This window comes from Sphingomonas aurantiaca (genome assembly GCF_003050705.1).
Lineage (GTDB): Bacteria > Pseudomonadota > Alphaproteobacteria > Sphingomonadales > Sphingomonadaceae > Sphingomonas > Sphingomonas aurantiaca.
Genome location: NZ_QAOG01000003.1, coordinates 175273 through 194735, shown reverse-complemented (window position 1 = coordinate 194735; position 19463 = coordinate 175273). Strand labels below are relative to the sequence as shown.

General features: G+C 67.4%; 22 protein-coding genes. 14 read left to right on the top strand and 8 right to left on the bottom strand.

The window, feature by feature from the left end; genetic code table 11:
• Positions 1 to 40: 40 nt before the first annotated feature.
• The 4 genes from C8J26_RS09820 to C8J26_RS09805 all read right to left on the bottom strand — a co-directional run bounded on the left by C8J26_RS09820 (position 41) and on the right by C8J26_RS09805 (position 2785).
• Complete coding sequence (locus C8J26_RS09820; RefSeq protein WP_056052077.1) at positions 41 to 241, bottom strand: hypothetical protein; 201 nt, start codon at positions 239 to 241, stop codon at positions 41 to 43.
• Positions 238 to 450 carry a hypothetical protein gene (locus C8J26_RS09815; RefSeq protein ID WP_056019850.1) on the bottom strand — a complete coding sequence of 71 codons (213 nt, stop codon included), beginning with the start codon at positions 448 to 450 and terminating at the stop codon, positions 238 to 240. Before C8J26_RS09815 ends, C8J26_RS09820 begins: the two co-directional genes overlap by 4 nt.
• Positions 451 to 718: 268 nt before the next feature.
• Complete coding sequence (fumC, locus tag C8J26_RS09810; RefSeq protein ID WP_107957763.1) at positions 719 to 2110, bottom strand: class II fumarate hydratase; 1392 nt, start codon at positions 2108 to 2110, stop codon at positions 719 to 721.
• A 189-nt stretch (positions 2111 to 2299) separates the two neighbouring features.
• Entirely contained in the window at positions 2300 to 2785 is a 486-nt protein-coding gene (locus C8J26_RS09805; RefSeq protein WP_055873918.1) for an SspB family protein, read from the bottom strand.
• A gap of 71 nt (positions 2786 to 2856) precedes the next feature.
• Here C8J26_RS09805 and hisB point away from each other — a divergent pair, with 71 nt between their 5' ends.
• The 8 genes from hisB to C8J26_RS09765 all read left to right on the top strand — a co-directional run bounded on the left by hisB (position 2857) and on the right by C8J26_RS09765 (position 8497).
• Complete coding sequence (gene hisB, locus C8J26_RS09800) at positions 2857 to 3444, top strand: imidazoleglycerol-phosphate dehydratase HisB (protein WP_056416315.1); 588 nt, start codon at positions 2857 to 2859, stop codon at positions 3442 to 3444.
• Positions 3441 to 4046, top strand: coding sequence for an imidazole glycerol phosphate synthase subunit HisH (gene hisH, locus C8J26_RS09795; RefSeq protein ID WP_107957762.1), 606 nt, complete (start codon positions 3441 to 3443; stop codon positions 4044 to 4046). Before hisB ends, hisH begins: the two co-directional genes overlap by 4 nt.
• Positions 4043 to 4777 (top strand): 1-(5-phosphoribosyl)-5-[(5-phosphoribosylamino)methylideneamino]imidazole-4-carboxamide isomerase, encoded by a 735-nt coding sequence (gene hisA, locus C8J26_RS09790; RefSeq protein ID WP_107957761.1) that lies wholly within the window; start codon positions 4043 to 4045, stop codon positions 4775 to 4777. Before hisH ends, hisA begins: the two co-directional genes overlap by 4 nt.
• Before the next feature lie 244 nt (positions 4778 to 5021).
• The gene (gene hisF, locus C8J26_RS09785; RefSeq protein ID WP_107957760.1) at positions 5022 to 5795 is read left to right on the top strand and encodes an imidazole glycerol phosphate synthase subunit HisF; all 774 of its coding nucleotides are present in this window, start codon (positions 5022 to 5024) and stop codon (positions 5793 to 5795) included.
• A gap of 11 nt (positions 5796 to 5806) precedes the next feature.
• On the top strand, positions 5807 to 5989 hold the full coding sequence (locus C8J26_RS09780; protein ID WP_244185244.1) for a hypothetical protein: 183 nt from the start codon (positions 5807 to 5809) through the stop codon (positions 5987 to 5989).
• A 32-nt stretch (positions 5990 to 6021) separates the two neighbouring features.
• On the top strand, positions 6022 to 6342 hold the full coding sequence (locus C8J26_RS09775) for a phosphoribosyl-ATP diphosphatase (protein ID WP_107957758.1): 321 nt from the start codon (positions 6022 to 6024) through the stop codon (positions 6340 to 6342).
• A 115-nt stretch (positions 6343 to 6457) separates the two neighbouring features.
• The gene (locus C8J26_RS09770) at positions 6458 to 6835 is read left to right on the top strand and encodes an HIT domain-containing protein (protein WP_107957757.1); all 378 of its coding nucleotides are present in this window, start codon (positions 6458 to 6460) and stop codon (positions 6833 to 6835) included.
• A gap of 102 nt (positions 6836 to 6937) precedes the next feature.
• Positions 6938 to 8497: an amino acid permease gene (locus tag C8J26_RS09765; RefSeq protein WP_056416299.1), complete on the top strand. Its 1560-nt coding sequence runs from the start codon at positions 6938 to 6940 to the stop codon at positions 8495 to 8497.
• A gap of 144 nt (positions 8498 to 8641) precedes the next feature.
• On the opposite strand, the gene C8J26_RS09760 is transcribed toward C8J26_RS09765, so the two are convergent.
• Positions 8642 to 9640, bottom strand: coding sequence for an adenosine kinase (locus C8J26_RS09760; protein ID WP_107957756.1), 999 nt, complete (start codon positions 9638 to 9640; stop codon positions 8642 to 8644).
• 467 nt (positions 9641 to 10107) lie between these two features.
• On the opposite strand from C8J26_RS09760, the gene C8J26_RS09755 reads away from it, so the two are divergent.
• Both C8J26_RS09755 and C8J26_RS09750 read left to right on the top strand, forming a co-directional pair.
• Entirely contained in the window at positions 10108 to 10797 is a 690-nt protein-coding gene (locus C8J26_RS09755; RefSeq protein WP_107957755.1) for an EI24 domain-containing protein, read from the top strand.
• A complete protein-coding gene (locus C8J26_RS09750; RefSeq protein WP_107957754.1) occupies positions 10794 to 11165 on the top strand; it encodes a hypothetical protein in 372 nt (123 codons plus the stop codon). Before C8J26_RS09755 ends, C8J26_RS09750 begins: the two co-directional genes overlap by 4 nt.
• 33 nt (positions 11166 to 11198) lie before the next feature.
• Here the strand turns inward: C8J26_RS09750 and queG are convergent, their stop codons facing one another.
• Positions 11199 to 12260, bottom strand: coding sequence for a tRNA epoxyqueuosine(34) reductase QueG (queG, locus tag C8J26_RS09745; protein ID WP_107957753.1), 1062 nt, complete (start codon positions 12258 to 12260; stop codon positions 11199 to 11201).
• A 44-nt stretch (positions 12261 to 12304) separates the two neighbouring features.
• On the opposite strand from queG, the gene C8J26_RS09740 reads away from it, so the two are divergent.
• The 4 genes from C8J26_RS09740 (at position 12305) to msrB (ending at position 16358) form a co-directional block, all read left to right on the top strand.
• Positions 12305 to 13231 (top strand): ABC transporter ATP-binding protein, encoded by a 927-nt coding sequence (locus C8J26_RS09740; RefSeq protein WP_107957752.1) that lies wholly within the window; start codon positions 12305 to 12307, stop codon positions 13229 to 13231.
• Complete coding sequence (locus tag C8J26_RS09735) at positions 13228 to 14463, top strand: ABC transporter permease (RefSeq protein ID WP_107957751.1); 1236 nt, start codon at positions 13228 to 13230, stop codon at positions 14461 to 14463. Before C8J26_RS09740 ends, C8J26_RS09735 begins: the two co-directional genes overlap by 4 nt.
• Before the next feature lie 109 nt (positions 14464 to 14572).
• Positions 14573 to 15808: a cytochrome P450 gene (locus C8J26_RS09730; protein ID WP_107957750.1), complete on the top strand. Its 1236-nt coding sequence runs from the start codon at positions 14573 to 14575 to the stop codon at positions 15806 to 15808.
• 61 nt (positions 15809 to 15869) lie between these two features.
• Entirely contained in the window at positions 15870 to 16358 is a 489-nt protein-coding gene (msrB, locus tag C8J26_RS09725) for a peptide-methionine (R)-S-oxide reductase MsrB (RefSeq protein ID WP_107958138.1), read from the top strand.
• Between the two features lie 392 nt (positions 16359 to 16750).
• On the opposite strand, the gene C8J26_RS09720 is transcribed toward msrB, so the two are convergent.
• Positions 16751 to 17374 (bottom strand): CHAP domain-containing protein, encoded by a 624-nt coding sequence (locus tag C8J26_RS09720; protein ID WP_107957749.1) that lies wholly within the window; start codon positions 17372 to 17374, stop codon positions 16751 to 16753.
• A gap of 137 nt (positions 17375 to 17511) precedes the next feature.
• A complete protein-coding gene (locus C8J26_RS09715; protein WP_107957748.1) occupies positions 17512 to 19395 on the bottom strand; it encodes a M1 family metallopeptidase in 1884 nt (627 codons plus the stop codon).
• Between the last annotated feature and the right edge of the window lie 68 nt (positions 19396 to 19463).

Here is a 19463-nt window from a genome sequence, read left to right as displayed (position 1 = left end):
CAACCCATGCGCGGCCCGCGCGTGTCATTCTGACGGCGGATCAGTAGCCCGCCTTGCGCGCCTTGTTGCGGTCATACGCCTTCTTGGCCGCATAGCCGCCGCCGAGGATCATGCCGAGCGGGCCCATGCGGCGCATCAGCCCCATCGCGACCACGCCCTTGACCGCGCCCGATGCGCCGCCCGAACCGTCGCGACGGCCCATTTCGCGGCCAACCAGTGCACTGATGATACGTCCGATCATGACTTAACCTCTCCGAAAACCTGGTCCTTGAGCTCCGCTGCACCGCGCAGCACCGCCCAGCCGATCGCGTAGGTCACGGCCAGCGGCACGACGATCTTGAGTACGTTGGCGGTGATCGCACCGATGATCGCGCCGTCCGCATTGCCGTCGTCGCCGCTCAGCGAATCGATGCCTGCGCCGATCAGCGCGCCTATGGTCGTTGCGCCCACGTAATTTCTCCTTCGCGTGTGGCGGGTTAGCGCGCGAAGGGCGTTTGGGTTCCCCGCCTCACCATCATCCGTCATCCTGACGAACGCCAGGACCCAGAGCCACGATCGTCTCGCTGAGTAATCCTGGATCCTGACTGTCGTCAGGATGACGGTGGGGAGGTTGTGCACAGCACCCGTCATCCTGGACTTGATCCAGGATCCAGAGTTACGACGCGCGACGCTTATGGCTGTGGGTCCTGACTTTCGTCAGGATGACGGGGTGGGGAGGTTAGCGGCCGAGCATCGACTCGGGTCGCACCACCCGGTCGAACGTTTCGGCGTCGACCAGCCCGAGCGCGAGGCCCGCCTCCTTCAGCGTCAGTCCTTCGGCATGCGCGTGCTTGGCGATCTTTGCCGCCGCGTCGTAGCCGATCTCGGGGGCGAGCGCGGTCACCAGCATCAGCGAGCGGTCGAGCAGATCGGCGATGCGGTCGCGATTGGGCTCGATGCCGTCGACGCAGCGTGTCGCGAATCCTTCCATCGCGGTCGCGAGCAGGTCGATCGAGCGCAGCACGTTAGCGCCGATCAGCGGCTTGAAGACGTTCAACTCGAGATGGCCCTGCATCCCGCCGACCGTTACTGCGACATGATTGCCCATCACCTGGCCTGCGACCATCGTCAGCATCTCGCACTGGGTGGGGTTGACCTTGCCGGGCATGATCGAGCTGCCGGGCTCGTTCGCGGGCAGGTCGATCTCGCCGAAGCCGCAACGCGGGCCGGAGCCGAGCAGGCGGATATCGTTGGCGATCTTGGTGAGTGCGACCGCCAGCGTGTTGAGCGTGCCCGAGAGGTGGACGAGCGGGTCGTTCGAAGCGAGCGCCTCGAACTTGTTGCGCGCGCTGACGAACGGCAGGCCGGTGATCGTCGCCATTTCGGCCGCGAACGCGTCGCCGAAACCGGCGGGCGCGTTCAGCCCGGTGCCGACCGCGGTGCCGCCCTGCGCGAGGATGACCATGCCGTGGCCGACCGCGGGCTCGATCCGGTGCCGGCAGCGATAGAGCTGGTTGGCATAACCGGAGAATTCCTGCCCCAGCGTCAGCGGCGTCGCGTCCTGAAGGTGCGTGCGGCCGATCTTGACGATGTCGTCCCAGGCCTTGGCCTTCGCGTCGAGCGCGGCGTGGAGCCGGTCGAGTGCAGGGATCAGCCGCTGCGTCGTGGCGATCGCGGCGGCGATGTGGAGCGCGGTCGGGAAGCTGTCGTTCGACGACTGGCTCATGTTGACGTGATCGTTGGGATGGACGGGCGACTTGCCGCCGCGCGTGCCGGTGAGGACCTCGTTGGCGCGGCCGGCGATGACCTCGTTGACGTTCATGTTCGACTGCGTGCCGCTGCCGGTCTGCCAGATGACCAGCGGGAACTGGTCGTCGAGCGTGCCGTCGATGACTTCCTGCGCGGCCGACTCGATCGCGTCGGCGATGGTGGCGTCGAGGCCGTGGGTGCGGTTCACGCGCGCCGCGGCCTGTTTGACGAGCGCGAGCGCATGGACGATCTCGATCGGCATGCGTTCGCGGGTGCCGAAGGGGAAATTCTCGACCGATCGCTCGGTCTGCGCGCCCCAATAGGCGTCGGCGGGGACTTCGATCGGGCCGATCGAGTCGGTTTCTGTGCGGGTGGTGGTCATACAAAGTCAACCTTCCGGGGCTTGCGCTGGATCCCTCGCCCCTACGGGGAGAGGGAGGGAGGAGCCGCAGGCGACGGAAGGGAGAGGGGCGTGAGGCTCGGGACGCGTGTCCCAACGCCCCTCTCCCTTCCCACGGCAAGGGCCGCGGGCCCCTTCCCTCTCCCCGGAGGGGCGAGGGAGTTTAGCGGGTTACTTCTTCCGCTTGAAATCCACGGCGACGACGTTCGAGCCGTCTTCGATCGGCACCGCGGTCGGGCCGTCATTCTCGGGTTCGTCATGCTCGCCGAGCGCCTCGTCGGCGCCCTCCTGCGCCTGGAAGCGCAGTTCGAAGCTGACCGCCGGATCCTGGAACGCGGTGATCGCCGAATAGGGGATCACCAGTTTCGACGGGACCTGGTTGAAGCTGAGCCCGATCGAGAAGCGCGTATCGTCGACGACGAGGTCCCAATAGCGGTTCTGCATGACGATCGTCATCTCGTCCGGAAAACGCTCGATCAGCCGCTTGGGAATGTCGACTCCCGGCGCCTGCGTCTTGAAGGTGATATAGAAATGATGCTCGCCGGGAAGCCCACCGGCCTCCGACACGGAGCCGAGCACACGGCCGACCACGGCACGCAGGGCTTCTTGCACGATCTCGTCGTACGGAATCAGGCTATCGGGCAGTCCATCGCTCATTCCCTCTGGGTAGCGGTATTCGGATGCCGGTCAAGATTGCATGCGTCGTGGCGCACGTTATGGGAGGTGGCATGCGCACCGCCACGATTTCCCGCTCCACCGCCGAGACGGCGATCGACGTCACCATAAACCTCGACGGGACCGGCGTTTACGACGTCGAGACCGGGGTCGGTTTCTTCGATCACATGCTCGAACAATTGTCGCGCCATTCGCTGATCGATCTCACCGTCCGCACCAAGGGCGACCTGCATATCGACGAGCATCACACGGTCGAGGATACCGGCATCGCGATCGGCCAGGCATTTGCGCAGGCGCTCGGCGACAAGCGCGGCATCACGCGGTACGGCGATGCGCTGTCGCCGATGGACGAGACTCTCACGCGGGTGGCGCTCGATATCTCCGGGCGGCCGTGGCTGGTGTGGAAGGACCTGTTCTCGCAGACGCGGCTCGGCACGATGGATACCGAGATGTTCGAGCATTTCTTCCACAGCTTTGCGCAGGCCGCTGGCATCACGCTGCATGTCGAGACGCTGTACGGCACCAACAATCATCACATCGCCGAGGCCGCGTTCAAGGGCGTCGCGCGCGCGCTGCGCACCGCGATCGAGATCGACCCGCGCAAGGCCGACGCGATCCCGTCGACCAAGGGGATACTGTGACGCTCGCGCTGATCGATTACGGCGCGGGCAATCTCCATTCTGTCGAGAACGCACTGCGCACCGCGGGCTGTAGCGACCTGATCGTCACCGCCGACGCGGACGTCGTCGCGAAGGCCGACCGGATCGTGCTGCCGGGCGTCGGGGCGTATGGCGCGTGCGCCGCGGCGTTGCGCGCAGTGCCTGGCATGGTCGAGGCGCTGAACCGGCGCGTGCGCGACGAGGGTACGCCGTTCCTCGGCATCTGCGTCGGGATGCAATTGATGGCCGAGGCGGGCGAGGAAATGGGGACGCATGCCGGGCTTGGCTGGGTCTCCGGGCGCGTGCGACGGCTCGAGCCGGGCAGCAGCGACGCGAAGGTGCCGCATATGGGCTGGAACGATGTCGTGCCGACCACCGCGCATCCGCTGATCGCGCCGGGCGAGGCGTATTTCCTGCACAGCTTTGCCTTTGAGGGCGCGGACGTGCTCGCAACCACCGAGCATGCTGGCGCGGTCACCGCGGCGATCGGCCGCGACACGATGATCGGCGTGCAATTTCATCCTGAGAAGAGCCAACGCTACGGCCTGGCCTTGCTCGAACGTTTTCTGGAGTGGCGGCCATGAGCCTCATCATCTTCCCCGCGATCGACCTCAAGGCCGGGCAGGTCGTCCGCCTCGCCGAGGGCGATATGGACCGCGCGACCGTCTATGGCGACGATCCCGCCGCGCAGGCGATGCTGTTCGCCGAGGCGGGGGCCGAGCATCTGCACGTCGTCGATCTCGATGGCGCGTTTGCGGGCGCGTCGGTCAATGGCGACGCGGTGCGCGCGATCGTTTCGCAGTTTCCGGGGCATGTGCAGCTTGGCGGCGGCATCCGCACGCGCGCCAATGTCGAGGGCTGGTTCGACCTGGGCGTGTCGCGAGTCGTGATCGGCACCGCAGCGCTCGAGGATCCCGACTTCGTGCGCGGCGTGGCGAAGGATTTCCCCGGCGGCATCGTCGTCGCGGTCGATGCGAAGGACGGCATGGTCGCGACCAAGGGCTGGGCCGACGTCTCGACCACGAGCGCGGTCGATCTCGCGCGGCGGTTCGAGGATGCAGGGGTGGCGTCGTTGCTGTTCACGGACGTGGGGCGCGACGGGATGCTCAAGGGTTGCAACGTCGAGGCGACGGTCGACCTGGCGCGGTCGGTCGACATTCCGGTGATCGCGAGCGGCGGGGTGAAGGGGATTGCCGAGATCCACGTGCTGGCGCTGCATGTCCGCGATGGGGTCGAGGGCGTGATTACGGGGCGGGCGTTGTACGATGGCCGGCTCGATCTCGCGGCGGCCTTGAGCGTGGCGAAGGCCGCATGAGGGGTCGCGCGGAGACGCGGAGACGCGGAGATAGTGAAAGTTTTTCGCGCAGAGGCGCAGAGAGCGCGGAGGTAGTGCGCGGCAGCATTCATCTTTTTGCTACCGGCGTCGGTATCCTGCGGGCTTCGCTGCTCCCCCTCTTCTCTGCGCCCTCTGCGCCTCTGCGCGAAATCCTCTTCTTAGCGGCTCCGCCGCGTCTTCGCGTCTCCGCGTCTCCGCGTGAACCATTTCTTCGGGCAGGCGCATGACCGTCCGCGCCAGAGTCATCCCGTGTCTCGACGTCGCCGATGGCCGCGTCGTGAAGGGCGTGAACTTCGTCGAACTGCGTGACGCCGGTGATCCGGTCGAGCAGGCGCGCGCCTATGACGCGGCCGGGGCGGACGAATTGTGCTTCCTGGATATCGGCGCAAGCCATGAAGGGCGCGGTACGATTCTCGACGTCGTGCGGCGGACCGCGGCGGTGTGCTTCATGCCGCTGACGGTCGGCGGCGGCGTGCGCACTGCGGACGATGCGCGCGCGCTGTTGCTGGCGGGTGCGGACAAGGTCGCGGTCAATTCCGCGGCGGTCGAACGGCCGGAGCTCGTCGCCGACATCGCCGAGCGCTTCGGCAGCCAGTGCTGCGTCGCGAGCGTCGACGCGCGACGCTCGGGCGAAGGCTGGGAGGTGTTCACGCATGGCGGCAGGCGGGCGACCGGGATCGACGCGATTGCGCATGCCTTGAAGCTCGCGGACCTAGGGGCTGGCGAGCTGCTCGTCACCTCGATGGACCGCGACGGGACTCGGAGCGGTTACGACCTCGACCTGATCCGGGCGATTTCGGACCGGGTCGGCGTGCCCGTGGTCGCGAGCGGCGGCGTGGGCGGGCTCGACGATCTGGTCGCGGGCATCCGTGACGGGCATGCGAGCGCGGTCCTCGCCGCGTCGATCTTTCATTTCGGGCAGGCGTCGATCGGCGATGCGCATGCGGCGCTGGCGGCGGCGGGTATCCCGGTTCGCACGCCGGTCCGTACGGCCTGACGCGCGTGCCGGTGCTCACCGTCCTTGCGGTCGAGTCCGGGCATAGCGGCACCGCGCATCCCCCCACCGGGCTCGCGCTGTCGGACGTCGCGTTGTTCGTGTTCGCGGCGACCGGGGTCTGGCTGGTCCGGCGCGCGTTGCGCAAGCGGTTCGCGAAGACCAGGCCGCCCGGGGGCACGCTCAAGAAGGATTGACCTGCCTGCCGCGCTGCGTCAGCACGCCGCGCATGGCAGACCCCGTATTCGACCGCCTCGAAGCGACCATCCGCGAACGCCGCGATGCGCCCGCCGACACCTCGTACACCGCGAGCCTGTTCGCCAAGGGCCGCCCCAAGATCGCGCAGAAGCTCGGCGAGGAAGCCGTCGAGACGGTGATCGCCGCGTGTTCGGGCGACGAGGCGAGCATCGTGCCCGAGGCGGCGGATCTGATGTTTCATCTGGCGGTGCTGCTCGCGGATGCGGGGCTCAGCCTCGACGATGTGCGCGTGGAGCTGGAACGGCGCGAGGGCGTCGGTGGGCTGGTCGAAAAGGCTGCTCGGGCGGGATGACCTGCTCCCCTTCCGCTTGCGGGAGGGGTCGGGGGAGGGCATGACGATCACGCTCCGCCGGGATCGGGAAGGCAAGCCCCTCCCCTAACCCCTCCCGCAAGCGGAAGGGGAATATATGCCGATCGACGCCACCCAGCCTTACGACGACCAGAACATCTTCGCCAAGATCCTGCGCGGCGAGATCCCGTCCAAGCGCGTCTACGAAGACGACTTCGCGATCGCCTTCCACGACATCAACCCGCAGGCGCCGACGCATCTGCTCGTGATTCCCAGGGGCGCCTACGTCTCGTGGGACGATTTTTCCGCGCGCGCGCCGGACACCGAGATCGCCGGTTTCATCCGGGCGGTGGGCGCGGTCGCGCGTGCTGCGGGGCTGGTCGAGCCGGGCTATCGCCTGCTCGCGAACATCGGCCAGGACGGTCACCAGGAAGTGCCGCATCTGCATGTTCATGTCTTTGCCGGACGCCCGCTCGGGCCGATGCTCGCGCGATAGGCCAGCTTGGCCGCACTAAAGCGTTGCACGTAATAAAATTGCCATTAGGCTCGCCGCTTTATTGAACGACCGCGCCGCCGGGGGGCGGCCAAGGGAGAATTGATGGCCACTCGACCCGCAATGGGTCTGCTGTCGCGTATGACGCTCCGCAAGACGGTGGAGCAGGTACAGCGTGAGACGCAGACCAGCGAACTCAAGCGCACGCTCGGTGCCTGGAACCTGGTGTTCCTCGGCATCGGCTGCATCATCGGCGCGGGCATCTTCGTGCGGACCGGCAATGCCGCCGCGCTGCATGCCGGCCCCGCGGTGCTCCTCTCGTTCCTCGTCGCAGGCATCGTCTGCGCGCTCGCCGGGCTTTGCTATGCCGAGCTGTCGTCGACGCTGCCCGTCTCCGGATCGGCCTATACCTATAGCTACACGACCATCGGCGAGTTCGCCGCGTGGATCATGGGCGCGCTGCTGCTGCTCGAATACGGGCTGGCGGCCTCGGTCGTCGCGGTCGGCTGGGCGGGCTATGTCGTCAGCCTGCTGGGCGATTACGGCGTCGTCATCCCGGTCGAGCTGACCGGCCCGACCGGCCATCACGTCCAGAAGGCCGGTGTCGACATCCTCGTCAACGGCGCCCCGGTCGAATATCTGTTCAACCTGCCCGCCTTCCTGATCTGCATCGCGCTGTCGTGCCTGCTGGTGGTCGGCGTGTCGGAGAGCGCGAAGGTCAACAACGTGATCGTCGCGATCAAGATGACCGTGATCATCGCGTTCATCCTGATCTGCGGCTGGTTCGTGATCCAGCATTACGACACGCTGAAGCAGAACTGGGACCCGTTCATCCCGCCCTCGACTGGCGACAAGGGCGAGTTCGGCTGGGGCGGCGTGTTCCGCGCGGCCTCGATCGTGTTCTTCGCCTATATCGGTTTCGAGGCGGTCTCGACCGCGGGCCAGGAGGCCAAGGATCCGAAGAAGGACATGCCGGTCGGCATCATCGGCAGCCTCGTCGTCTGCACGATCCTGTATATCCTCGTCTCGATCGTGATGACGCTGATCGTGAACTACAAGGAACTGAACGTTCCCGATCCGGTCGCGGTCGCGGTCGACGCGCTGGGCCCGCAATGGGCGTGGTTCGCGCAGATCATCAAGGCGGGCGCGATCATCGGCCTGACCTCGGTCGTGCTGGTGCTGATGTACGGCCAGACGCGCATCTTCTACACGATGGCGCGCGACGGCCTGCTGCCGCGCGTGTTCGCGACCGTCCACAAGAAGTTCAAGACGCCGTGGGTCAACACGCTGGCCGTCGGGATCATCACCGCGTTCGCGGCCGGGTTCTTCGACATCAACGTGCTCGGCGACATGACCTCGGTCGGTACGCTCGCCGCGTTCGCGATCGTCTGCCTGTCGGTGATCTGGCTGCGGCGCACGCATCCGGAGATCCCGCGCGGCTTCAAGGTGCCTCTCTACCCGGTGCTGCCGGCGCTCGGCATCGTCGCGTGCGGCGCGCTGATCCTGACGGTCGAGTGGCGCGTGCTGGTGTTCTTCTTCTGGTACACGCTGGCCGCGATCGCGATGTATTTCGCGTACGGGATGCGCAACAGCCGGCTCTATCACGGGCTGGACGACGAAGCGGGCCCCGAAATGGGCGAATATGTCGGACCGACCCACCACTGATCCTGGGTGATCCGGGACGCAAAAACGGCCGCGGGAGGAAACTCCCGCGGCCCTTTTTTTGTGTCCGGGCCTGCGCACCGTAACGGCGGCGGTCCCCCTCCCTGATCTTCCCCCGCCAAGGGGAGGATTGAGGGGGCCTTGGGCTCAGCCGATATGCTTGGCGGCGAGCGCCTTCATGTCGACCATCGGGCGCGCGCCGACATGGCTGATGATCTCGGCTGCGCAGACCGCACCCAGCTTCAGCGAGGCGTTCAGGTCGTAGCCCTGCGCCTGGCCGTGGAGGAAGCCAGCCGCGAACAGGTCGCCCGCGCCGGTCGTGTCGACGACCTTGGCGATCGGCTCGGCCTTGACCTCGGCGCGCGCGCCGTTCTGGATCGCGCACGCACCGTGCTCGCCGCGCGTGACGACCAGGGTCGGCACCTGCGCCGAGATCTTGGCGACCGCTGCGTCGAAATCCTCGGTCTCGGCGAGTGCTGCCAGTTCGCTCTCGTTGGCGAACAGGATGTCGATCAGGCCGTCCGACAGCAGCTGGCGGAAATCGCCGCCGTGACGCGAGATGCAGAACACGTCGCTGAGCGTGAAGGCGACCTTGCGGCCTGCCCCGCGGGCGCAATCGATCGCGGCGCGCATCGCGGCGCGCGGCTCTTCGGGATCCCAGAGATAGCCCTCGAGATACAGGATCGCGCTGTCGGCGATCATCGCCGTGTCGATCGCCGCGGCGGGGAGGAACTGGCCTGCACCGAGGAAGGTGTTCATCGTCCGCTGGCCATCGGGCGTCACGAAGATGAGGCAGCGGCCGGTGGTCGGGTCGCCCGCGCGGACCGGCGTGGCGAACTCGATACCAATGCTGCGGACGTCATGCGCGAAGACCTGGCCGAGCTGGTCGTCGGCGACCTGGCCGATGAACCCGCACTTGCCGCCGAGCGCGGCGACGCCGGCGACCGTGTTGGCCGCCGAGCCGCCCGAAATCTCCATGCCGGGGCCCATCTTGGCGTAGAGCGCGTCGGCCTCCTCCGACGAGAACATCAGCTGCATCGAGCCCTTGGCGACGCCGATCTCGGCGATGAACGCATCGTCGGCGGAGGCAAGGATGTCGACGATGGCATTGCCGATCGCGACCACGTCGTAGGTGGGGGTGCTCAAGGGGAGTCTCCGGGCGGTATGGGAAAGCCTATGCCGTAAATGGCGGGGGGGATTGGTGCAACTGGTGTGGGGGGATGGGGGGCCGTGCTCTCCGCCGACACGCGATGCCACGCAATCGGATCTGCACCACCCCGGCGAAGGCCGGGGCCCAATTGGGGAACGATCATGGCGACGGGCATCGCTGCGTCACGACGACCTTTCCAATTGGGCCCCGGCCTTCGCCGGGGTGGTGGCCCTGAGGGGATTTCCGTAATTTCGTGAGCTTCGCTGGCAGGTAGTGACGATGCAGCAGCATCCTGCTTTCTCTTCTGTTCCGTCGCGAACGCGGGGGGCCAGGGTCTCGGGCGGTGTGCGTGGTTTAGCTGGCCCCCCGCGTCCGCGGGGGAACTATAAGGTGTCGGACGCCCGGAGCCCCATGCCACCAAAGCCGCGTTGACCTTCCCACCACCGCGCGCCATCCCCGCATCATGATCCGCGCCCTCCTCCTCTCGCTCGGCCAGCTCACCGATCCGCCGGTCCTGCGCGTGTTCGTGAAGTCGATGCTCGTCACGCTGCTCGTCTTCGCGTTGCTCGGAATTGCGACATGGTGGGGAACGCAGGCGGCGTTGGCGGCGTGGCTTGGCTGGCATACCGACGGCCTCGCCGCGGTGTTTGCCTTGTTCGTCACGATCCTCGCGCTGTGGCTGTTGTTTCGCGCGGTCGCGATCGCGGTCGTCGGGGTCTTCGCGGACGAGGTCGTCGAGGCGGTCGAGGCGCGGCATTATCCCGAGGCGTTGCGGACCGCGCGCCCCGTCGCCTTCGCGCGCAGCCTGGCGATGGGCCTCCGCTCCGCGGCGCGCGTCGTGCTGGTCAACCTGCTGATGTTGCCCGTCTATATCGCGTTGCTCGTCACCGGGGTGGGCACCGCCGCGGCGTTCTTCCTCGTCAATGGCTGGCTGCTCGGGCGCGACTTGGGGGACATGGTGGCGGCGCGGCACATGGATGCGGCGGCGATGCGGGGCTGGCGTGCGACGACGAGGGGCGGGCGGTTCGTGCTGGGGCTTGCGAACACCGGGCTGTTCGTGGTTCCGATCCTCAACATCGCCGCCCCGGTTCTGGGCGCGGCGATGGCGACGCATTATTTCCACACCCGAAATTTCCGTAAGGGCCGACCATGACGCGATTGACGACGACGGGACTGGCGCTCGCACTCGGCGCCGGGCTGGCGGGGTGCGCCGCACCGGTGGCCAAGCCCGCGGTCGGACGGCCCGCAATCCCCTATACGAGCGTCGGGCTGGAGCGCGTGCTGGGCCAGGACGCCGCCGGTCTGACCCGGCTGTTCGGCCAGCCCGATGCCGACGTCCGCGAAGGCAGCGCGCGCAAACTCCAGTTCCAGAGCGGGATCTGCGTGCTCGACGCGTATCTCTATCCCAAGGGATCCGACGCCCCCCGCGTCACCTATCTCGACGCCCGCGAACTCGACGGCAGCACGATCGATCGCGCCAGCTGCGTCGCCGCGCTCACCCGGCGCGAGGGCGGGAAGTAGGCGTCGGCTCCAACGATTCCGTAGCAGCGAAGGTTAGGACGGCGCGCCGAGGCGGGACAGCGCCCAGTCCGCGGCGTCGCGCACCACCGGGTTTTCGTCTGCCAGCAGATCCTGCACGAGCGGGGCGAGGCGTAGATCGCCGCTGTTGCCCGCGGCGATCAGCGCGTTGCGGATCATGCGGTCGCGGCCGATGCGTTTGATCGGGGAGCCGGCGAAGACCTGACGGAAGCCGGCGTCGTCGAGCGCGAGGATGTCCGCCAGCTCCGGCGCAACGAGTTCGGCGCGAGGGTGGAAGGCTAGGTTCGCGTTGGCGGCTGCGGCGAACTTGTTCCAGGGGCACACGGCCAGACAGTCGTCGCAGCCATAGATGCGGTTGCCGATCGCGGCGCGGAATTCGTGCGGGATCGGGCCGGCATGCTCGATCGTGAGATAGGAGATGCAGCGGCGGGCATCGAGCTGGAACGGCGCGGGGAACGCGTCGGTCGGGCATGCGCCGAGGCAGGCGGTGCAGGTGCCGCAGGTGTCGACGCCGCCCTTGTCCGGTTCCAGATCGAGCGTGGTGTAGATCGCGCCGAGGAACAGCCAGCTGCCATGATCGCGGCTGACGAGGTTGGTGTGCTTGCCCTGCCAGCCGAGCCCGGCGGCTTCGGCGAGCGGCTTTTCCATCACCGGCGCGGTGTCGACGAACACTTTCAGGTCGAAGGGGGGCAAGTCGCGCCCCGCCTCCGCCGCCAGCCAGCGCCCGAGCGCCTTCAACTGGCGTTTCACGACGTCGTGATAGTCGGGGCCCTGCGCGTAGACCGAGATGCGCCCTACCCCGCCCTCGTCCGCAAAGCGCAGCGGGTCGTCCTTGGGCGCGTAGCTCATGCCGAGCGCGATGACGCTGCGCACCTCGGGCCAGAGGCCGGCGGGGCTTTCGCGGTGGTGCTTGCGCTCCTCCATCCAGATCATGTCGCCGTGGCGGCCGTCGGCGAGCCATTGGTGGAGCCGTTCGCCCGCGCGCGGCGCGGCATCCGCGCGCGCGATTCCGCAGGCGGCAAAGCCCAATTCGGCCGCTTTGGCCTTAAGGCGGTGTTCCAGCTTGTCTTGCGCCACGTCCGCCCGCTACCACGAGGCCAGCCTCGAGAGGAAGATTGCGCGTGAACGATGAATGGGCGGTCACCGCCAGCGGAATCGTGAAGCGGTTCGGCGACCGGCGCGTGGTCGACGGCGTCGACATGATGGTGCCGCGCGGCTCGGTGTACGGCGTGCTTGGGCCCAACGGCGCGGGCAAGACGACGACGCTGCGGATGCTGCTGGGGATCATCGAGCCCGACGCCGGATCGCGCACATTGCTCGGCTACGACAATCCGCGGGATGCGAGCGACCGGGTCGGCTATCTGCCCGAGGAACGCGGGCTGTATCCGGCGATGAAGGCGCGCGAGGCGATCGCATTTCTGGGGGCGCTGCGCGGGCTCGACTGGAAGACCGGCCGCGAGCGCGCGGTCGTGCTGATGGAGGCTGCCGGGCTCGGCCATGCGGTCGACGAGAAGATCCGCAAGCTGTCGAAGGGCATGGCGCAGCTGGTGCAGCTGCTCGGCTCGGTCGTGCATCAGCCCGATTTACTGGTGCTCGACGAGCCGTTTTCGGGGCTCGATCCGGTCAATCAGGAGCGGCTCGAGGCGCTGATCCTGGCCGAGCGCGACCGCGGCGCGACGATCCTGTTCTCGACGCATATCATGAGCCATGCCGAGCGGCTGTGCGACCGGCTCGCGATCATCGCGGGCGGCAAGCGCCGGTTCGAGGGGACGGTGGCGGACGCACGCGGGATCCTGCCGCAGCGGGTTCACTATACGCCACACCGCCCCGACCCCGCGATCCGCGGCGTGTTGCCGGCGGATGCGGCGGCGGACGGGGATAGCTGGCGGTTCGAGCTGCCCAATGAGGGGATCGAGAGCTTGCTCGTGCGGTTGATCGACGCGGGGTACGGGATTTCGGGGCTGTCGATCGAGCGGCCCGGCCTGCACGAGGCATTCGTCCGGATCGTCGGCCAGCATGGCGACGTGGCGAAGGAGGACGCGGCATGACGCGGTTTCGCCGGACTCTCCGCCAGACCTTCACGATCGCGCGGCGCGATTTTATCGCCACCGTCTTCACGCCGATCTTCCTGCTGTTCCTGTTCGCGCCGGTGATCATGGGATCGTTCGGCGCGATCGGCGGGATGGGTGCGGCCAGCGTCAGCGGCGGCGCGCAGGACAAGACTCGGATCATCGCGATCGTCCCCGCCGGGACCGCGCGGCCGATCACGCAGGCCGACGCGGGCTTGCGCGCGCTGTTCCGCGACGAAGAGGCACCCCCGGCACTGACCACGGTCGCGCCCGCCGCCGATCCGGCCGCGCAGGCGCGCGCCGCGTTCGAGACGAAGGACGTCGATGCGTCGGCGGTGCTCTACGGCCCGCTCGACGCGCCGCAGATCCTGTACGGTCCGCGCGGACGGCGCTCGGCGGATTATCTGGGCGTGCTCGCGCAGACGACGCTGGCGGCGCAGAATCTGGGCGGCGCGCTGCCGGCGATCGCCGCGACCAAGACGCCGGTCACGCGCTCGACGACGTCGGTCGGGGGCCAGCACCAGTCCGCCTTCTTCGCAGTGTTCGGGATCTTCTTCCTGACGCTGTTCCTGTCGGGCCAGGTCGTCGGCACGATGGCCGAGGAGCGCAACAACAAGGTGATCGAGGTGCTCGCCGCCGCGGTGCCGCTCGAATCGGTGTTCTTCGGCAAACTGATCGGGATGTTCGGCGTCGCGGTGCTGTTCGTCGCGTTCTGGGGGACGGTGGTCAGCCAGATCACGACGCTGATGCCGGCGGGCGCGGCGGCGGCACTGGGCGACCTGACGCCGGCGGTCGGCGGACCGACGTTCGCGCTGCTGTTTGCGGCCTATTTCAGCATGGCGTACCTGCTGCTCGGCTCGGTGTTCCTGGGCGTCGGCGCGCAGGCCTCGACGATGCGCGAGATCCAGATGCTGTCGCTGCCGATCACGATCCTGCAGGTCGCGATGTTCGGGCTGTCGTCGGCCGCGGTCTCGCGTCCCGGCAGCTGGATCGCGACCGCCGCCGAGCTGTTCCCGCTGTCGTCGCCGTTCGCGATGGCCGGGCGCGCGGCGAATTCCCCCGAGCTGTGGCCGCATGTCGCGGCGCTCGCGTGGCAGGCGCTGTGGGTGACGATCTTCATCACGGTGGGCGCGCGGCTGTTCCGGCGCGGCGTGCTGCAATCGGGGAGCGCGCGGCCGTTCTGGCGGCGTAAGGCCAAGGCGACCGCGTAGGGCCGCTCGATCCTCCCCGGCCGGGGGGAGGATCCTGGGCCTTCGGATCAACCCTATTGACATAGGTGTCAGCAAAGCTTCTCCTGTGCCAAAATATAGGAGGGTGACGATGGCGACTCTGGCGCGGGACGTGGACGTAGCGGTCGATCCGCTCGATGTGAGTCGCGCCGAACTCTACCGCGACGACCTTTGGCAGGCGCCGTTCGCCCGGCTGCGCGCCGAGTCGCCGGTGCATTATGTCGAGCACTCCGACTACGGTCCGTACTGGTCGGTCTCGAACTACAAGGGCATCGTCGAAGTCGAGTCGCTCCCCGAGCTCTATTCGTCCGAGGCGGGCGGCATCACGATCGCCGATTTCGTCGCCGAGCGCGACGTCCAGATGCCGATGTTCATCGCGCGCGACCGGCCGGTCCATACCGGCCAGCGCCGGACCGTCGCCCCCGCCTTCACGCCCAGCGAGATGACGCGGATGTCGGGCGATATCCGCAGCCGGACCGCGGCGATGCTCGACAGCCTGCCGTGGAACACGCGGTTCGACTGGGTCGACACGGTCGCGATCGAACTCACCACGCAGATGCTCGCGATCCTGTTCGATTTCCCCTGGGCCGACCGCCGGAAGCTCACCTTCTGGTCCGACTGGGCGGGCGATATCGAGCTGGTGAAGAGCGAGGAGCTTCGCCAGCAACGCCTTGTCCACATGTTCGAATGCGGGTCGTATTTCAAAACCTTGTGGGATGCGAAGATCGACAAGGAGCCGACCCCCGACCTGATCTCGATGATGATCCATTCGGACGCGATGTCGCACATGGATCACAATGAATTCATCGGGAACCTCATCCTGCTGATCGTCGGCGGCAACGACACGACTCGCAATTCGATGTCCGCGCTCGCCTATGGGCTCGACAAGTTTCCCGACGCGCGCGCCAAGCTCGAGGCGGATCCGGCGCTGATCCCCAATGCGGTGAGCGAGATCCTGCGCTGGCAGACCCCGCTCGCGCATATGCGCCGCACCGCGACCGCGGATACCGAGCTGATGGGGCAATCGATCAAGGCGGGCGACAAGCTGGTCCTCTGGTACATCTCGGCGAACCGCGACGAGAGCGTGTTCGGCGACGATGCGGATGCGATCCAGGTGGATCGCGCCAATGCGCGGCGGCATCTGGCGTTCGGGCATGGCATCCACCGCTGCGTCGGCGCGCGGCTGGCCGAGATGCAGATCGCGATCCTGCTGGAGGAGATGGCGAAACGCCGGATGCGCGTAAACGTGCTGGAGGAGCCGACTCGCGTGAACGCGTGCTTCGTCCACGGCTATCGCACGCTGCCGGTGGAAATCAGCAAATACTGAGCGTTGGCGTCACCTTATCGGTCGGTTCGCGCGTACCTATATCCGAACCATGGAGACGAACATGACCCAGGACCGCCGCGCTTTTCTTACGCTTGCCGGAGCGGGTGTCGCCGGCTTTGCGCTCTGGGGGTGCACGTCGCAGCCCGCACAGGCCGCCGAGCGGTTCGAGGTCACGCTGACCGACGCGCAGTGGCGCAAGAAGCTGTCGCCCGATGCGTATACTACGCTGCGCAAGGAGGGCACCGAGCGACCCTATTCGAGCCCGCTGAACGGCGAACACCGCGCGGGGATCTTCGCGTGCGGCGGATGTGGCCTGCCGAATTTCTCGTCGAAGACCAAGTTCGAGAGCGGGACGGGCTGGCCGAGCTTCTGGCAGCCGATGCCGAACGCGGTGCGGACCCGGGTCGATTCGACGATGGGGATGGCGCGGACAGAGGTGCATTGCCGGCGATGCGGCGGGCATCTTGGGCATGTGTTCGACGATGGCCCAAAGCCGACGGGGAAGCGCTATTGCATGAACGGCGATGCGCTGACGTTTAAGGCTGCTTGAGGAAATTCAGCCCGTGATGGGCGTCGCTTATCGTTGCCGAGCTAAGAGTGTTTCCCCGCGAAGGCGGGGATCCAGACTGGGCTCCCGCCTTCGCGGGAGAACAAGGGGGTAGGGCGGATCGGCCCTTTTTGCGCTTTTAGAGATGTGCGTCGCCGTCGCAGCACATTGACCAATGCACCTCCCCGGCGAAGGCCGGGGTCCAATTGGGAAACGTCGCTGATCGGCGTTGCGCGCCGTTACCGAAACCTCGCCAATTGGGCCCCGGCCTTCGCCGGGGGGGGGCTTCTTTAGGGTAGCGTTTGGGCGTCAAACTGTCCGGGGGGGATCAGTGCGAGACGTTGGGGCGGTAGCGGGTGCCGGACCAGCCTGGCACCACATCGCCCAGCAGAACCTCAGTTCGCCTCGTTCACCAGCGTGAAGATGCCGCGGGGGTCGGTCGGGCCGTGCTGGACGCTTGCGAGCTGCGCGGCGTTGGCGCGCTGCGTTGCGGTGACGGTGCGCGTGGCGCTGGCCATCTGGAACGAGGGCTGCGCAGGCGCGTCGAGCGTGCCGCCGGCCGGGGCATGGCCCGAATAGATGAAGCCCTTGGTCGGATAGGCCGAGGTGCCGAGACCGCCCTGCGGACCGTACCAGACCTTGACCATGCTCCAGTCGCCAGCGTCGGAGACGTCGACCGCACGGACGTTGGTCTCGACCGCGCCGGGGCGCGACCAGTTGGCGTGGGTGAGGAGGACTTCGCGGTCGCTGACGACCTTCGAGACCATCGCCACATGGCCGACGCGCATCCGCGAGGTCGGCGAGAAGGCGAGGACCGAACCGGCCTTCGGGGTGTGGCCACGCTCGTAGCGACCCTCGGCCTGGCTCCACCAGGTGTTTGCGTTGCCGCGGATCTCGATGCCCGACACCGAGCGGGCGAACGTCACGCACTGCCAGAACTGGGCTGCTGCCGGTGTGGCCGTCATCAGGCCGCACGATACCACCAGCGCAAAACGCGCTGCTAACGCCTTGAAATTCATCGAGACCCCCCGGCCAAAACCCGTTTGTCGCAGTCTGGCTACGGGAGGTTCGATTTAATTGAAAGCGCGCCGGGAACCATATCCGACGAAGCGTGTTGCCGCACCGACCAACGCCCATATTCGTCAGCCAGACTGGCTCAGTTCATGAGTTTCCAGCCGGTTATGCGGTCCACGGTGACCTGCGTGACCGCGTGATAGCCCGCCCGCGCCTTGCCGTAGATGTCCATCGCGAGCGTGTGGCCCCAGTCCCCTGAGTCCATCAGCTGCTGGAACAGTGGCGCGACGAATTTCCGCCGCCCCTGCGATGTCAGGAACTGCTCGGCCGAGGCGTCTGCAGGCGCATAGTGATTGGCGAGCGCGAGTTGCAGCCAGGCGAAGCGGATCTCGGCATTGCCCGTCATGTTCCAGCCGAATGCGGCGTCGAGCGCCTTCAGCCGCTCGGCCGGGAGTGTGCGCGGGAGCTGCGACAGGAAGCGCGTGATCTCCTGCGTGGTCGCCTTCCCCGGAACGCCGGACAAGGGGCCGCCTGCCGCATAGGCCTTCGCCGCGGCATCGACCGCTGGGAACGCGGCGGACGTGACATGCACCGCATTCGCCGGAATGCCGGGGCTGTAGACCCAGGTGTCGACGCCGATCGTCTTGGCCTCGGCGGGGGTGAGCAGCTTCGATTTGAGATCGGCGAGGAAGCCTGCGCTGGTCTGTGGCTGGAAGGCGTGGCGGTCGAAATAGCTGCGCAGATACGCATCCCAGCGCGCGCGGCCGACCTGCTTTTCGATCGTGCGGAGGAACGATGCGCCCTTGTCATAGGCGATCTGAGTCATGCCGTCGTCGGGATCGCGCGCGGCGTCGAGATCGAGGTGGAGCTGCGTGTCCTTCGCGGCCGGGCCGCCGGCCTCCTTCACCGCGGCCATCATGTCGGTCCAGGCGAGGTCGGCCTCCATGTCGGCGCGGCGCTTGCCGTACAGCGCCTCCATGATCCGGTTCTCGAAATAGCTGGTGAAGCCCTCGTTGAGCCAGAAATCGTCCCAGGTCGCGTTGGTGACGAGGTTGCCCGACCAGCTGTGCGCGAGTTCGTGCGCGATCAACGAGACGAGGCTGCGGTCGCCCGCGATCGCGGTCGGCGTGGCGAAGGTCAGCGTCGGGTTCTCCATGCCGCCGAACGGGAACGACGGCGGCAGAACCAGCACGTCGTAGCGGCCCCAGCGATACGGGCCGTACAGCCCCTCGGCCGCCGCGACGAACTTCTCGAGCTCGCCGAATTCATACGCCGCCTTGGGAAGCGTGGCGGGCTCGGCCCAGATGCCGGTGCGCGGGCCGGTCGACTTGAACGCGATATCGCCGACCGCGAGCGCGATCAGGTACGGTGCGACGGGCTTGTCCATCTTGTACTGGAAGGTGCAGCGATCGGCGACGCAGGTCGGCTTGGCCGTGGCGAGCCCGCTCATCACCGCGGTGAGCTGCTTGGGGACGGCGATCTTCGCCTCCCAGGTCTGGCGGATGCCGGGGGAGTCCTGCGTCGGGATCCAGCTGCGGTTGAGGATGGCCTCGCCCTGGCTGAACAGGAACGGCTGCTTCTTGCCCGCGGTCTGCGCCGGGGTGAGCCATTGGAGCGCCTTGGCGTCGGGCGACGAGGCGTAGGCGATGCGGATCTTATCGGCGCCGTTCAGCGTGACGGTCAGCGGGGCGCCGTGGATCTTGTCGACCGCGCCGACTTCGTAGGCAAGCGGCTTGCCGTTGCCGTTGGCGTCGGTGATGGTGACGATCTTGAGGCCATTGTCGTCGAGCACGAGCTTCGCGCCCGGTTTGGCCAGGATGTCGAGTGTCGCGATGCCGCGGATGACGTGCGTGTCGAAATCGGCGGCGAGATCGAGCGCGACATGCGTGACGCGGGCTTCTGCGGGGCGGGCGTAGCTGTGCGGATCGCGCGCGTCGGGGGTGGTGAGGATCGGCGCGATCGTCTGCGCGACGGCGGGGGATGCGAGGACGAGCGTCAGGGCGGTGGCTAGTGCGGGGATACGCATGGAAACTCCGATGTCGCCGTTCCCCGAGGGCGGGAAGGCCAGGCGTCGGTCCTAACGTGCAGTTCCTC